The sequence below is a fragment of the Burkholderia cepacia genome (assembly GCF_001718835.1).
GTDB lineage: Bacteria > Pseudomonadota > Gammaproteobacteria > Burkholderiales > Burkholderiaceae > Burkholderia > Burkholderia cepacia_F.
This window is the reverse complement of record NZ_CP013444.1, coordinates 1,078,734-1,094,468: the sequence shown is the minus strand read 5'-3', so window position 1 is coordinate 1,094,468 and position 15,735 is coordinate 1,078,734. Positions and strand designations below refer to the sequence as shown.

The following is a 15,735-nucleotide window of genomic DNA, read 5'->3' as shown; positions in this document are numbered from 1 at the left end:
ATCGACTTGATGCGACGCCGCAGCCTTCAGGTGAGCGGTGCCAGTTCCGGCGCGAATCGCCCGTCGAGCAGAATGAAGACCATGCGCGCGTTCCGGTCGCTGCGATTGCTCCATGCGTGATTCGTGCCTCGTTGCACGACGATGTCGCCGGGCTTCAACAGGGTCTCGCCCTCATCGACGACCAACCAGATTTCACCTTCGATCACGATCCCGTAGTCGACGGTCTCGGTACGATGCATCAACTTATCGGCCGACTGCCCCGTGGAGGTCGATGCGCTTGCCGCGGCGATTTCCGAAAACAGTTCATCGGCCTTGAAAGTCGAGTGATCGGGATCTGGCGGCATGTCGACGACGCGAATCACCGAACCGCTCCGGTTCGGTGCGAGACGCAGCGGACCCACAGTCGGATCGACTCCGTTATCGATCGGCACCGGCATGCCGACCGTGCGCCATACCTCGGAGAACACGAGCCCGGGCAACGCCTGGAGCGGGAATACGGCCGCCGGCGCGCCATCGCTGACGATGATCGCGTTGCCATGCCCGTCATGTCCGGTCACAACCCGGCGAACAGGAGAATTCATGTTGCTCTGCTCCATATGATTCGATTGAAGGCACATCTTGACCCGTGGGTCATAACGGCTGCGCCGTCACCTCGACCATTTGCTTGAGAATTTCGATTCGCCCGTGCGGGGGTTCACCGTGCATCTCCCATTCGCCGATCTGCACCGAGCTTTCGTGGATGAACCTGCATCGTCCGAGACGCCGACTCATGAACTGCTCCATCAAGCGTTCGATCGGCTCGCCGGAGGGCAGCAGTTCGGCAAGCACGACTGCATCCTCGATCGCCATGCCCGCCCCCTGCCCCAGATGCGGCGTCGTCGCATGCGCTGCATCGCCGATTAGCAGCACACGCCCGCGGTACCAATTTCCGGGTACGAAAACCACTTCCAGCGGCTTGTAGACGACCTGCGCCGGGTCGACGATCTCTTCGCGCAACTCACCGATCAATCCGCCGAAATCCCTCAGCCGCTCGCGCATCTGAACGGCAAGTGTGGATGGCTCCATCCACGGATTACCGGGCTCTTGCGACGTGACGAACATGTACATCAGATCCTCGGCGAGTGGCACGAGCCCCGCGTTCGCGCCCGATCCGCGAAAGCCCGCAAGGTGATCGATCTGCGGCACGCGCCCGAAGTTGTGCCGCCAGACCGCCTGCCCGGTGTAACGAGGCAGGAATTCATCGCCGAACAGCAACTGTCTGACTTTCGAGTAGACGCCATCGGCACCCACCACGAAATCGTATTTACCAATGCTGCCGTCGGTGAACGTCACGTCGACGTGATCGGCGGCCTGGTCGAACTCTGCAACCGTCAGCCCAAGCCTGATCTGTACGCCCTTTTCTCGCGCCGCATCGCTCAACACCTGATGCAGCGCGAGCCGCGAAATCCCGACGTTCGCCGGATATTGCGGCCCTGCGAGTCGCAGTCCCGGAATGACGCCCGTCCTGTTGCCTGCCGCGTCGTAGAGCATCGCGTCATCGAACGGAAACGCAACCGGCAAATAGCGATCGAGCAGACCGAGCTTTGCCATGTCGCGCACCACGTTGCTTTGCTGAATGATCCCGACACCATAGACCGTCCATTCACGCTTGATCTCGACGAGATCGACATCGATACCACCGTCGCGCAACCCGATCGCCGCCGACAACCCGCCGATGCCGCCGCCGACAATCAAAACCTTGGTGACACGTGCCATCTATTCCCCCTTTTCTTTCAATACGAGTATTCGAAAACACTTCGCCATCGATACCAGCTGCCGCGAATCGACATCGGCCGAACAGCGCCTTGAATGGAGGTCATTCAGGCAGGTTCGCCTGCCGGAGCGACAGATTTCCACTCGACATCCGTACTGCTCTCCGTCAATTTTCGCGATCGCTCATGCTTGTGCCGACGACGCCTTGCGATCGGCCAGCCACTGCGCCGCACAGATTGCTGCAAGCACAAGCAGCACCAGACCCAGCACCTTGATCGCTCCCATCAGTCCTCCGACAACAGCCGCGACCCCCGCGACAACGAGTGGGCTCATGAATTCGCCGAAGTAGATGCTCGCCATGAAGCCACCCGATCCGCGACCGCGCAATTCAGGCCGCAAGCCGGAGAGCGCCCAGGCGACCAGCGTTGGAATCATCAATCCGGCACCGAGCCCGTTCAGCAATACGGCGATCATGACCTGCGGATACCTGGATGCCCCCGACAGCGCGAGCAGGCTGCCTCCGGCCAGGGCAAAGGCTATGCACAGGGCACGCACCGGCCCGAGACGACCCAGCCAGCGCGTGCAGATTGCGCCGGCGAACACCGCCGCATGAGAGGTGCCGATCGCGGCCCCGATCATTCCGGGCGCGCGCACGCCCATGCCGCTCAACAGGAATCCGAGTTGAACCGCGACGATGAACAGGCTGACCCCGCCGCACCAGCTCAGGACATACAGCCATGCGTGACGTTGCCACGGAAAGGCCGCGACATGCGTCGTGCCGCCTCGCTGGCGAGTGTCGATGCGGAGCGGCTCCCACAACGCCGCGCTCGAGAACGGAACCATCAGGACGCCCGCGAGGTAAAGCCAGAATGGCACGCGCCACCCCAGTTCACCCACCACACCGCCGACGAAGAAGAAGATCGCCGCGCACACGGATCCGGTCATGGTCTGCCATGCGAGCATCCGCGCTCGCGATTCGTCGGCGTAGTAGTCGCCGATCAGCGCAGTGCAGCACGTGATGATGACTGCCTCGGCAACGCCCAGGCCGAGCCGGCTGGCGAGTACGCCATAGAGGTTGTCGAGCCAAAGCGGGGCCGTGCCGAGCGCGCTGTAACAGAGCAGCCCGACGATCAATGGCGTCTTGCGGCCGAACTTGTCGACCACGAGCCCGGCGAAGGGGCCGAGAAGGCCGACCATCAGCGCCGGCGTGGTCAGGACCAGCGGCACCAGCACATCGGCGTGAGCGACGGCTGCGAAATGCAGCACCATCTGCGGTAGCAGCGGCGCGATCAAAACCGCTCCCAGAATCGGAAGGCAACTGCCTATGAGAAGCAATGCCCCCTGCATCGTATGCGGCTTCTTCACCTGGCCACCCAACGTCGATTCCATACTCATAAGGATTCCTCTTTTCATTGCCCGATTCCGCTCTGTCAATTCAGCAATGCTTCCGCCGGCCCTGCGCGGCGGACGTTCAGAAAAAATGACGGATACCGGCGACGGCGCCAACGGTCGTACCCGCTGGCGCATAAGACGAAGTCGGGGCATCGCCAAGCGCGAGGCCGAGATTAGACGCGCCGTGATTGTTGACCACGCCGACCTGCGCGTAGAGAGCCGTCGCCTTCGAAAGAAAATACCCGGTGCCGAGCGAAGCCATCAGCGCGTGGCTCGACGTGTCATTGCGGTTGCTCACGTACCACACGCCGCCGTTCAGATCGACCGCGGGCGTCAACGCATAATCGATGCCGCCGCCGTAGACGTTGTTGTTGGTCCCGGTACCGGTGACTTTGTAGTTCGTGAACGACGCCTTGGCTGTCAGTCGACCGAATGCGTAGCTCGCGCCAATCATGCGACCTTCGAATCCGACAGTCGTCGGAGGAATCGTCTGAATCGTGCCTCCCGGATTGCCGTTGTAGTAAGCGGCATTGAGCCGCAAGCCGCCCCATTGATACGACAGACCAGCCGAATACTGTCGACCTGCCGAAAAATTCCCGGCCTCGCCGCCGAGTGCCAACATCGCGCTACCGCGCAGGCCGGCAATCAGCGGCGTTGTATACGATAGTGCATTGGAATTGAATGCGCCCGTCGCGCCGATGTTGTTCGCGTAGATCAACAGGCTGCTGCCGAAGTTCGACATACCGACGGGATCAAGTGCGAACAACGCGTCGAAAAACGGGGAGAACTGCAGACCGGCCTTGATCTCGCCGAATGCGCCCGTCAACCCGACATACGCTCGGCGCCCGAGAAAGTTCCCATTGGAATTGTTGTAACCTCCGCTGCCTATATTGATTCCGCTTTCGAGCCGGAACTCGGCCGACAGGCCGCCTCCAAGATCTTCGACCCCTCTTAGACCGAACTGCGACGGAAGTTGGCCGCTGTCGGTAAAGGCAAACAGCTTTCCCCCTTTACCGCCCGACGCATTCACGGTCTTGTTGAGATAGAGCAGCCCGCCATCCACGATGCCGTAGAGCGTAACGCTGCTTTGCGCGCAGGCTTCGATCGCGCACGTCAAACCTAGTGCCAGAACCGTTGCCTTGCCCAACAGATGCTTGTTGACACCCATGCCTTGTCTCCGGATTTTTCAGATTTTTTGTGATTGACTCCACCCGAGCTCGGGATCGGTCGAATCCTGGAAGTCATTATTGCGACGAGGATGCTCGCCGTAAAATCGAACCGTTCAATGCCAGGTATTGATCCGGCCGATGGTTCCCGCACAAGCGTAGCCGTGCCACCGGCCGACCACGTCGGCACGACCACCCTACCCTTTTAGGGTATTCCCCGAACTGCTCGAGCCGGGAGGAAGATCACAATAGGTGGGCGCTCCGAGTCACTTGCGGGTGACGCGCCCTTCCGCCCCAAGGTGATTGAACGGCGCTCGGATTGCCACGAACTATTGACGACGTTGATGATATGGAAACCGCTGTATGCGACTCAAAGGCCTCGACCTCAATCTGCTGAGGGTCCTGGATGCGTTGCTGAAGGAGCGCAGCGTATCGCGCGCGGCGACGAGCCTCGATCTCGGTCAGTCGGCCGTCAGTTCCGCTCTTGCGCGGTTGCGCGAGCATTTCGAAGACGAGTTGCTTGTGCCACTCAACCGCCAGATGGCGCCGACTGCGCTGGCGCTCGATTTGCACGGCCCGGTCAAGGAATGGCTGCAAGGAATCGACTCGATCGTCCATGCTCAGCCAGAATTCAATCCGCGCGACCTCCGCCGCGAGTTCGTCGTGCTTTGCTCGGACTACGTCGCGGAAACTTTTATTCCGCGCTTGATCCGCCTGCTCACCGAAGAGGCGCCCGGCACGACGATCGCAGTGCGACCGCTCGACGCATCGGTGACGGCGCTCCCGGAAGGATTGGCGCGACGGGGCGCACACTTCTGCATCCTCCCGAGTGAGCACTGTTCTCCGGCTCGCCCTCGTGCACATCTGTTCCATGAGCGCTTCTGCGCGGTCGTTTGGCAGGACAACCCAAACATAGGTGAGACGCTGACATTGGGGCAACTGCGTGAACTCCCGCACGTCGCCGTTCAGTTCTCCGACGATAGTCCTGACGCGCTAGACGCAAGGCCGCTCGTTTTATCGGGGGTCGTTCGCAAGACGCGCGTCGTGGTCGATCAATTCATGCTGGCGGCGCAGGCCGTCATCGGGACCACCTATATCACGCTGATTCCCTACCGCCTCGGACGTCAATGGGCAGACTCGCTGCCGCTACGCCTGCTTGATTTGCCCGAAGGGTCGCCAAACATCGAATTCGACGAGGCACTCCAATGGAACGAGGCACAACTCGCCGATCAGTCGTTGCACTGGTTTCGCGACCTGATCCGCGAAGCCGCGAACAACCACTAAATTATCGTTGCAGCCCACATGAACTACCGCGACCTCGACCTGAATCTGCTAATCACGCTGCATGCGCTACTCGAAACCCGAAGCGTGAGCCGGGCTGCGGAGATGTTGCACATCGGGCAGCCAGCGTGCAGCGGTGCTCTCTCCCGCTTGCGCGATTACTTCAGTGACGACCTTCTGGTGCCTGTCAACCGGCGCATGGTTCCCACACCGCTTGCCCTGCAACTGCAGCACCCCGCGAGCGAAGCGATCAAGCGCGCCGAAGCGATTGCAGCAACGCGAGCCGGATTCGTTCCGAACTTCGCAATGCGCCGCTTTTCGATAATCTGCTCCGACATGGTGACCAAGCTCGTACTGACACACGTGATACGCGCGCTCGAACTCAGCGCGCCGAATGTGTCGTTGATGATCCATTCGGCCTCGCCCCTGCGCTCGTCGCGAATGCTGGTGGAAGAGGCACTCGACCGACGCGGCGCAGATTTCGTCGTCGTGCCGGCGCGCTACGTCCCCCCCGGATATGCAAGCCTGCCGCTATTAGGCACCGACTATAGCTGTATCGTGTGGACCAAAAATTCGCTAGTGCATGAAACGATCACACGCGATCTGTTCTATTCCCTCAAGCATGTCGCGCCTACGTTCGGCGACGGTCGCGTGATGTCGGTCGAGAGCGAGGACGGGCTGCGCCGACGAATGTTTTCGGCGAAGAGCGAATACGCGCTTTCGCTGCCGTCAATGGTGGTTGGAACAAATCTCATCGCAACGATTCCGACGCTACTCGCACGCGCTTATGAATCGCAGTACGACCTGCGGGTCTTTCCTGTACCGATTCCAGTGCCAATGCTGGAAGAACGGTTGGTATGGCCCAAACATCTCGATGGCGATCCAGCTTCTCTTTGGCTGAGGAAACTGATCCATAGCTGTGCGGCGAATAGCACACTGCACGTCGCGGACGGCTGAATATGGTAGCCTTCCACGCCTCCAACAAGTACATACCGGATGTGATCAATCGGGCAAGTCAGCTGCTGACGTTCCGATTCTGACCTGCGCCAACACCTTCAAATTTCTCTCGACCAATAGTACCTCCAAAACACGAGCACTAGGACTGTGCATGTCTGGACCGGCCATCGGTGTAAGCGCGCCGTTGACTGTGCCAAATCCGAGGATTTTGTGATCGACTCGATTCCCTTCTTCGAAGGGACAGACTGAACCGCTTTTAGATTGTTCTTTCATCTGATACGGGTCCTCGTAGATGCGGTCACTTACCCCCTGAAGGTCGGTTGCGCGATAAACACCGGGCTGACCACGTCGCGAATTTGGTTAAGCCCCGCGAAGAGCAAGTCATACTGCTCAGTCCCCACTAAAACTACGTACGGCCGCAGGCCACGAGCGGGACAGTCGTGCTTAGCCCGGTACAACGTCGATGCTGCTCGAAGGTGTCGACTATCGTCAGCCCACGCGCACTGCGCAACCCACTTCCGCGTTGTAAACGTCGTTGCCAGCACGTAAACTGTCGGCCATGAGTTCCAACGCCCTTACCGATGACATCGAAAGCTCAAGGCGTTGCTGTGCGCTCGCGATGCGCACGTCGGGCACTGCAGGATGTCGTCGATTTACAGAAGGCGGTCATCGCCACCGGCAAGGGACAAAGCGAACACTTGACGCTGCTGATCGCGAAGCTGCGTCGCATGAGTTCGGTCGCAAGTCGGAGAAGCTCGATCGCCAGATCGAGCAGCTTGAGCTGCGCCTGAAAGAACTCGAGGCCAACGTAGGTGTCGCACCCATCGAAATCCCGAAGATGCCACGCACGGCGCCGGAGCAGATCCAGCGCAAGCCATTGCCGGAACACCTGCCGCGTGAGATTCAGACGCACCTACCAACGTCGGGCGAAACGTGCACCGAATGCGGCGCGACGATGAAGCTGCTTGGCGAGGATGCCTGCGAGCAGCTCGAATACGTGCCGGCAAGCTTCCGCGCGATCCGCCACATACGGCCCAAATCCGGCTAATCGCGCTGCGATCACATCTCGCAGGCGCCGGCGCCGAGCAGGCCGATCGAACGCGGCATGGCGGGTCCAGGGCTGCTGGCGCATGTACTCATGGTGACTTCAAAAGGCTCTGTCGCTGTGATGGGCTCAGGCTTCGTTACGCTGGCTGCCACCCTTGCATCTATGGGCAAGATCCCTGTGGCCGGCATGGTGCTGCTACCTGGTGTCGAGCGCTTCATATCTGAGGCGCAGGCCATTACAAATACGATCGGCAATGCAGTCGGCACCCTGGTCGTCGCACGCGGGTTGGATGCAGTCGACCGCTTCAGGATGAAGCGAGTTCTTGACGGTGAAGCGGTCGAGGTCGAACGGCTCTCCGGCTCGCTGGAGAGCGCGGCACACGACGACAGCGCAGGCGAATTGATAAAGCAACAGAATGCACAGACCTGATCTGGCAAGAAAGCGCGGTTGGCTCTCGTAGATCAAAAGAAAGACGTCAATTCGAGATGCTGGCTGCGGATCGGGGGTGTCAGGCTCGCGACAAATAGCATCCCTGATCTCCAGCGTGTCGGCGTAACCAGCAGCCCGCGCTGCACGATATATTAATCCAGCGCGAGTCGAGCGAGCGATGGCAACACCACCTTACCGCGCTTGCCTCCCTTGCCCGATTACGTGCAGCCAGTGATCGCCGCGCTCGTCGCGGCGGATATTGCCGAGCGTCGCGCTGACCAGTTCGCCCGCGCCCAGACCGGTCGTGTAGCCGAAATTCAGGAGAGACCGCAAGCGCTGCCCCGCCGGTACTCCAGCAGCATGACCACTCGAGACCATCGGTAAAGCGTAAGCCCCCCGGTGAAGCCATCTTGTCCAGTCGCCTCATGACCGCGAGAATCGTGTCCACCAGATTGAAGTAACGGGCATCACTTTGGACACCGGCTTCAGCTCTGTCCATGCGGCCACGAAATGACTCTTACACATAATTGACACTCTCGTCCGGAACGCATACCGCAACCTTCGCGATCCCGTGCGCGACCCCGACACCACAGCCGCTCACTCGGAGTTGCGCATTCGTCGACCGTGCATTCCGTGTCGATTAATGTTCGCCTATCCGCGGCGGAATTGACGACCCCAGCGCAACATACTGTTTCAAAAACAACGACAATCGTCTCATTTTTTTATTGTTAGCCTGCGCTAGCCAACATTTCGTCTAGTGATTTCTAGAAAGAGCATCCTGCGATCGCGCGAAAGGATGTTCCGCGATTTGCAGCAGTCTTGCGGTTTCCGCCGAAGTACGGGCTTCACTGCCGATAAATCGGCTTGACGTTGGCATTGGCGCCTTTAGATGATTTCGCGCCATTACGCAATGTTTTAATAAATAAAAATGAATTGCCGGACATTGGGCTTGATTTTTATATTTTAAAATAAATACGGCCACGCATCATGGCATCGGCAACATTAAAATTGCTATATTAACTTAACAGGTGGGTTTATGAAGAACTTTAAATATCTTAACTCCAGGCGAAAATTCCTTATCTACGCGTCCACTTCCGTTTGCGTGCCATTTCTTCACGGATGTGGCGGCGACAACGACAAAAGTTCGTCCAATCCGAGCACGATGGACTCGGCTGCCGCCCAATTGGCTAGTGTGCATGCTGCATCCTCAGCATTAAATTTCAACGTTTTATCACTAAGGCCGGCGAATTTTTTAAATTCCATTGACAACACGATGACCCAACTTTACAAGTCAATTGGAAGCGGTGGGTTTTCCAATGTAACCTTGGTTAAAGACGTAACATCTGGAGACACATGGGGTGAACTTGCGGTACTCGGGGAAACTGCAACGCTAGCATTTACTTTAGCCACATTCCCAGATGCGTTTCTATTAACCGGAATTTTAACAACATTATTTAATGCACTAAACTCCGCGATGAGTGGAGGGGCAACCCAGCAGGAAAGCTATAGCGACATAATTAACAGAATAACAGCCGAGAAAATTTCCTCTTCCAATCTCAGCAGCTTGACGAGCCTCATTACTGGAATTGATAACACGCTGAAAGATTACGAAACGTATCTTCAATCGATTTCTGGCACGTCGTCATATAGTAGTTCGCAATCCAGCACGCTAAAAACTAAGGAAACCACTTTTTCAGACAGTTCTTGTGAAACGAACCTCCCGCAATTCATCAATAGCAACGTAGGTGTGTCCGGCGCTCCTCTGTATGCTCACGTCGCCGCTTGCCAGCTCATGGCAAATTATGAATTCCTTGCGAACAGTGGCAAGATGGATAAGGGTGTTCTTAGTTCGTCTGATGCGCAGAACTATCGAAATGAGTCGGTAAATAGATTTTACCGACACCAGAACGCACTGGCCACGCTGGTAAATAACTGGGTTGCGCCTTTGAATACTTCATCAAATGATGCGGACGCGGCCAAGAAGTTTAATTTGCTAAATGGTCTGATTGTAAATGGATTATCCGAGTTTTATCAGGCATATAAAACACTATTGATGACAAAATACGGATCAAAAATAAAAACAAGAAATTCGGTGGAAATATATCGGTACGTCAATATGTACATCAATGATACAAATTTTTCAATGACTAACGTTGAGGCGGCCCTGAATCGAGATCTCGTTTCCAGAACGTCCCTTCTCACCAATCTGAATGTCGTCGGCCACCAAGGAACGGGTGACCCAGCGGTGCTGAGAATCGCTCAGAGTTTTGTTGATGGCACGGGGAATTTGAGCTCTTTTTCAGTCGAGACTTGCACCGGGAATCCTCCCTCGACAGGAACTACAATAATTAATTCGACGTTCCCCACCAATCAATTTTCAACCTTCACCGTCGACGGCACCGATATACCAGATTCAATTAAGGTCTGGAACGGTGGATCAATACTTCATGCGCTCAATATCTCCTATTCGAATTCCAATCTGCCGGCCCTAATTTCAGGGCAGACATTGAGTGGCACCAATTTCCCAATATCTTGCGAAACCGGATATTACATCGGATCGATTATTACTTATCCCCGCTCGGCAAGTGCAACGTGTTCAGCGAACTCGGGCGAGCCAGTGAATATTGCCGCCATATCGTTTCGTCATTGGAGTTCAGTTGAACACATCGCGAAAGTGAACAAGGTGCTTGGTGTCGAAGTTGATCTCACGTGCGGATTTGATAAGAAAAATAGCTCTCCCGGAGTTTCAGCATATTCCGATTCGCTCGTTGCGAAGAGTGTTATTAATATCCCAAGTGGGAGTAGCATTGTATTTAATATAAATAATACCGAGACGGTGGCCGTTAATGTTAAAATTGTTATCTTTGCTGGCGCGGCATCTTCAAATCAAAATTCAACGATGGTTGTGAATGGCCAATCCACTTCAATTCCAGCAAATCCGACAAATTTTCATATTGGATTGTATGGAAGAAAATACGCAGAGATTGAGTTGCCGCAGGTTGTTTCGCTAAATAGTGGAACGAATAGCATAAAAATTAATGCACAATCTGGCGGCATCAATTTTATGGGAGCTCTACTATTCCCGGTATCGTAGGCGCTTATGCGCGAAGCATGCTTAATTAAACTTCACGGATGAGGTAACTGACCCTGAGCCGGAATGCGTCCCGGTAGGAAGTGGAGATTTCCGGCTTGGTTGAGTTGTCAGGCGAGACGAATTTACTCGCCTGACTCCTCTCTTGGCAAATTTAACACTCCTAATGATTGGAATGGCGATCTGAGGCCTTCGACTACCGCCCGCTTCAGGTTCATCTGATTCATCATCGCGTGCACAGCGCCCGTCAATCTACGTGATGTCACGTGCAACTGCTCGGCTTGATCAAAAAAATATGAAATTGGGACGCTATAAGCGTCGTCGTTTTTACAATCATCCGCTGACGCATGTCGGAGGCAGGGATATTTTTTGTTTTCACTAGATGAGTCGAATCACCATGAACAACGTCGACACGACGGAAGATCTCACCATCCGCGCTCTACTATGACGACGCAACTCAGGTAGTCAACGTTGGCGATGCCCCGGCATCACGTCCATCACACGACAGCCATGAAAGAAAGCGATATGAGCTTGGCCAAGACTGCATGGATGGACGCACAGGGGCGCGGCTGGACGGCACCCGATACCTACGTGTGCGCTAACTGCGTGGACGACGCTATCTCAAATTGCTGATTCAAGACAACGCCAGTTCTAACACCTGCGATTACTGCGAGCGTCAGGGCACTGAATACATTGGTAAGCGCTCGACACGTACCATCTGTTCATGAGAGCGCGGCACAGGCAATCTGATTCCCATCAGATGTAATGGGAATCAGATTGATGAACCGAGTGGTGCATGGAAGACAACCGGGATCGTCGAACGACTGCACAAGACTATGCTCAACAAGTTCTATCGCATCGTCTTCCGCAAGAAGATCTACGACTCGATCGCCGCTTTGCAGGCAGACCTTGATGGATGGCTCGACCAGTACAACTATAAACGAGAGCATCAGGGGCGCTGGTGTTACGGCAAGACGCCGATGCGCACTTTCCTCGATTCGCTCGAGCTCGCCAAGGAGAAACCCATCCCCCAATTGATGACTCGTTCTTTGTCGGTCCGACTAGCTGTCAGTTCGAGTCCCGGCTAATACATATAAGCGGCACGCGCAGATCCGTTGCTCTCTCGTTTTGGAGCCCCTTGGTCTTGTGTTTCGGGACAGTCCACACGAGGGCCGTCAGCCTCCTCCGCGACCTCGGTGCTCTCCATGGCAACGATCTCGCCGCCCCTCGTGCCGGTCCAAAGGTAGAGCGTCAACGCATCGGCCACAGTCAAGCTGAAATTCGTCAGCCACCGGATCAGTGTGCCCAGTTCGTCCATCGAAAGCACTCGCTTCTGTGTCCCGGTGTATCCCCCCTTGACCTTGCGCCCTTTGCTCTTCAAGCGCCCTTTTAGAACATCCTTCCACCAATTCGCGGTGTTTTCGGGAAGGCGCCCGGCATCAAGCGCATAGTTCTAGGCACCGCCGAGCTTCATGCGAAGACGTGCCGCGAGAACAGGCGTCGACCGGTACGAATCAAGGAAATCAAACGCTCAGGCTCGCGTGATACTCGCCGCGCTAGCGTCTGCGATCGGTCCCAGCATCGCCTTGAATATTCGGGCGACTTCGACCGCTCCCTTCGACTTCCGATGTACTTCTACATGCCCTTCCAGATAGTCGCGGCACAGCTGCCTGACTGTATAGGTAGCCGGGAATGGGAGAGCAGTCGGATCTCCCTTCTTTCGACGCAGTGCAGATAGTTCAGCGTCAGAATCGCGCTCAACGCGGTTCTCTTCCCACGCGGAGATCGCCCCAGCAAATGCCATCGCGGGCCACTCGCCGAGTTTCACTTGCCGCATGCGGCCATGGAGCGGCGACTTGTAGCAATATGTCCACGACTTCGAAGTAATGAATTGGCCTTATCTGGCAACACTCCCGTCGACAGACCTACGCCAAAACCTACGCCGGATCACATCGTCAGTTTTTGGCACCTTGTGTCGCGTTTCCACAACAGCCTCTGCACGGCGGGATAAGCAGTCACGAAGCAAGTGTGCTCGCGCCGCCCAATACCCACTCGATTGTCAACCCAATGGCTGAAGCCTTGCAGGCACGGCGTTTTCGCCTGGTCAGCAACGTGGATACCGTCAGCGATACCGCAAATCCTGCTCAGCACTCAACGGCTTTCGTCGGACCGCACCGGAGAATCCACGCTCACTTTGCTTTCAAAAATCGCGGACACTGGCCGTCTCGGGGCGATTTGTGAGCGCGATACCGTCGCTGATACCGTCAGCCTCTTTCGAACGCGCTCCTCGATCCCGTCACACCACACCAAACGAGGGAATGAAGTCAGGAAAGAAGCCTGAAGAGACAACCGGTCGCAGTCGGTGCATACGGGCCCGCCCTGAAGTCTGAGCGCCCGCCAGCTCCTTGACGGCCGCGACTGCCACGCATAATCTGCCGCCGTCCATCGTGAACTACTGGCTGCAAACTGACGAGCTCTCCTCAGATTGTCAACCAGATCTGCTCCGGTTCATGCGTTCATGCTGGCAGCGGGGCACTGACAAGCTCCGTATTGATGAAGTGGTCCGCTGGCAACACCAGTACTGGCGCACTTTGCGTGCTTCCCGGAAGCTGAATTTCAACCCGCTCATCTGGCAGCAACGACAATCGCGAGAGTGCCGCTCGAAGCGTCGCCAGGTTGACCGTGTTGGCAAGATAGCTCGACTGCAGTTCGCTTTGCTTCGGTCGCAGCAGTTCGATGTCTTCCCTTCCCGGGTAAGCTGCCGTTACGCTGCGGACGATAATCGATTCGCCTTCAGGTTCGCTGGCAATGCGAACCTGAAGCACCTGTTGCGCCGTACCAGGGATCCAGAAGAATCTCGCGGCGAACGGAGCAAGCTGCGCGTTAATGAATTGCCGTGCTGATTCCCAACCCGGCTGCGAAACGCGATCCAACAGCATCGGCAGGCCTTCCCTCAAAACGCTTTCCCGAAGTTGCCCTATGGATTCGAAGAAGGCCTCGAACAGTCCCCCTGCGACAAACGCCTGCTCGGCAGGCGAAACAGTCGAGCCCGCCATGTGCGCTCCGCCAAACAGGCTTGCCGCCTTTGAAGCACCATATTGCAGGGCGACAAACATAGCCCGGCCAACGGCGAATGCAGCATCCGGCCGCGGCGGCGCGCCCATGAGCAGAACCCTGCGCACCGCCATCTCCTCCGTCTTTCGGCTCTCCGAAAGAAGATTCGTCACCACCTGTACGTAGTCGGTCACCAGCGGCATCGTAGCGAGCCGGTTCCTCTCGACCATGACCGCCTCGTCTATCGGCAACACGAACGCGGCTTCGGTGTCGACTGGCACAATCTCTGGCGGCAAGGCACCCTGTTCCGGCACTACGGCCGGGAGCTCTGGAGTTGACTCAACACCGCCCTGCGCATCGCTATCGACCGGCAAATCCACGGAGACTTCGCCTGCAGGCACCTCTTCTCCAGCGTCTCGCCGCGTGTCGGCAGCGCGCTTCTGCTTGCGAATCGCGGCAATGAACAGCCCCACAGAATCCTGGAATTCCCTTTCCGCTATCGAAGCTAGTGCTCCCGCGGCGAGTGACTCCAGGTTCACGAATGCGACACGGCGGTGGCCAACCCGATGTTCGAACTCCGAGACGAGCCGCGGGTCAATCAGCCTGATGTCGGGATTTTCTTCGATCCCGATCTTTTTTGCTGCTTCGGCTATGCGTAGCCTCGGCCGATATAGGAAGTCCTCTTTCTTCTCCTGGGAAATGACAAGGACATTGAAGGGCGACTGCGCGTCAGCGGACGACTTGCCGGTCACCGAGTGTGTTTCGGACAGGGAGAGAATCTCGAGCCAAACCGCAAGGTCACCGTCTGCATTGCCTGCGGCCTCTTCGTCGCCTTGGGCGACGCCCTTTTCGGCGTCGGTCAATCCCGGAGGAATCCGGCTTGCCCGGCGATGGGCAGCCTGTTCGGCAAGCATTCTGGCAATCTGACCAAGGTCATTTGCCACAAAAGCAGGACGCAGTTCCGTTAGCAGTTCTCGGTGCACGGCGTCGATCGCGAGGTCGCCGCCTGCATCACCCAGCGCGTTCGTCAGTTGCTCAACGCGAGCGTTCAGTTCACGGCTCGCCTCGGCAGGTGTGACGTTCAAACGCTTCGCGATTCTCTCCATGTCCCGCACGGACGCAACTTGGTGCAAAATCGCGGATAACTGCTTCGTCGCTGGCAGCGAAGCACGCAAGCGCTCCAGATCCGCCTCGCGAAAACCATGCGTTTTTTTGGCGGCCTTGAATGCGTTATGCACATATTCGTTCGCGACCCACGCCGGCACAACGAGGCGCTTGGCCGCCAGTGGTATGCGCAGCAGCTTGAACAGCCCTTCCCTTGCCTCCTGATGAAGCCTGAAGGCCGCAGAGAGAACGTTGGTGTCCAGGAATACCAGCGTCCTTTCGTTCACCAACGCCCGAAAGCACGCAGCTTCGTACTGGCTGGGCGAAAGGGGAAGCTCCCACAGTCCGATTGGCTCGTTAAGATCGAAGAGACTCGACACAGCGAATTTCACGCCTTTGAATGACAGGTTGCCTGTACTGCCGCCCATTGCGCCCTGCCGGGCAGCACCCATGTTCCACGC

General features: G+C 56.9%; 8 protein-coding genes and 5 pseudogenes. 6 read left to right on the top strand and 7 right to left on the bottom strand.

Translation table 11 applies throughout. From position 1 onward, the window contains the following. Positions 1-26: 26 nt before the first annotated feature. The 4 genes from WT26_RS25210 to WT26_RS25195 form a co-directional block, all read right to left on the bottom strand. Complete coding sequence (locus WT26_RS25210; RefSeq protein ID WP_060292512.1) at positions 27-581, bottom strand: cupin domain-containing protein; 555 nt, start codon at positions 579-581, stop codon at positions 27-29. A 49-nt stretch (positions 582-630) separates the two neighbouring features. Beyond that, positions 631-1,755, bottom strand: coding sequence for an FAD-dependent oxidoreductase (locus WT26_RS25205; RefSeq protein WP_060292494.1), 1,125 nt, complete (start codon positions 1,753-1,755; stop codon positions 631-633). A 180-nt stretch (positions 1,756-1,935) separates the two neighbouring features. Next, on the bottom strand, positions 1,936-3,141 hold the full coding sequence (locus tag WT26_RS25200; protein WP_157654262.1) for an MFS transporter: 1,206 nt from the start codon (positions 3,139-3,141) through the stop codon (positions 1,936-1,938). Positions 3,142-3,223: 82 nt separating this feature from the next. Next, a complete protein-coding gene (locus WT26_RS25195; protein ID WP_080430728.1) occupies positions 3,224-4,312 on the bottom strand; it encodes a porin in 1,089 nt (362 codons plus the stop codon). 361 nt (positions 4,313-4,673) lie between these two features. Here WT26_RS25195 and WT26_RS25190 point away from each other — a divergent pair, with 361 nt between their 5' ends. The 4 genes and pseudogenes from WT26_RS25190 to WT26_RS38140 all read left to right on the top strand — a co-directional run. Then, entirely contained in the window at positions 4,674-5,594 is a 921-nt protein-coding gene (locus tag WT26_RS25190) for a LysR family transcriptional regulator (protein ID WP_060292492.1), read from the top strand. A gap of 18 nt (positions 5,595-5,612) precedes the next feature. Then, a complete protein-coding gene (locus WT26_RS25185; RefSeq protein ID WP_060292491.1) occupies positions 5,613-6,548 on the top strand; it encodes a LysR family transcriptional regulator in 936 nt (311 codons plus the stop codon). A gap of 559 nt (positions 6,549-7,107) precedes the next feature. Further along, positions 7,108-7,689, top strand: a pseudogene (locus WT26_RS25180) (IS66 family transposase zinc-finger binding domain-containing protein); the annotation flags it as partial. Next, positions 7,681-8,025 (top strand): annotated as a pseudogene (locus WT26_RS38140) (cation:dicarboxylate symporter family transporter); the annotation flags it as partial. The pseudogenes WT26_RS25180 and WT26_RS38140, both read left to right, overlap by 9 nt. An 80-nt stretch (positions 8,026-8,105) precedes the next feature. Here the strand turns inward: WT26_RS38140 and WT26_RS36310 are convergent. Further along, positions 8,106-8,404: pseudogene (locus WT26_RS36310) on the bottom strand (integrase); the annotation flags it as partial. A 657-nt stretch (positions 8,405-9,061) separates the two neighbouring features. Here WT26_RS36310 and WT26_RS37580 point away from each other — a divergent pair. Then, the gene (locus tag WT26_RS37580) at positions 9,062-11,119 is read left to right on the top strand and encodes an insecticidal delta-endotoxin Cry8Ea1 family protein (protein ID WP_155123201.1); all 2,058 of its coding nucleotides are present in this window, start codon (positions 9,062-9,064) and stop codon (positions 11,117-11,119) included. 797 nt (positions 11,120-11,916) lie between these two features. After that, positions 11,917-12,204: pseudogene (locus tag WT26_RS25170) on the top strand (IS481 family transposase); the annotation flags it as partial. 4 nt (positions 12,205-12,208) lie between these two features. Here the strand turns inward: WT26_RS25170 and WT26_RS39120 are convergent. Both WT26_RS39120 and WT26_RS25160 read right to left on the bottom strand, forming a co-directional pair. Continuing rightward, positions 12,209-12,995: pseudogene (locus WT26_RS39120) on the bottom strand (alpha/beta hydrolase); the annotation flags it as partial. A 637-nt stretch (positions 12,996-13,632) separates the two neighbouring features. After that, positions 13,633-15,726 (bottom strand): PIN-like domain-containing protein, encoded by a 2,094-nt coding sequence (locus WT26_RS25160; RefSeq protein WP_155123200.1) that lies wholly within the window; start codon positions 15,724-15,726, stop codon positions 13,633-13,635. Between the last annotated feature and the right edge of the window lie 9 nt (positions 15,727-15,735).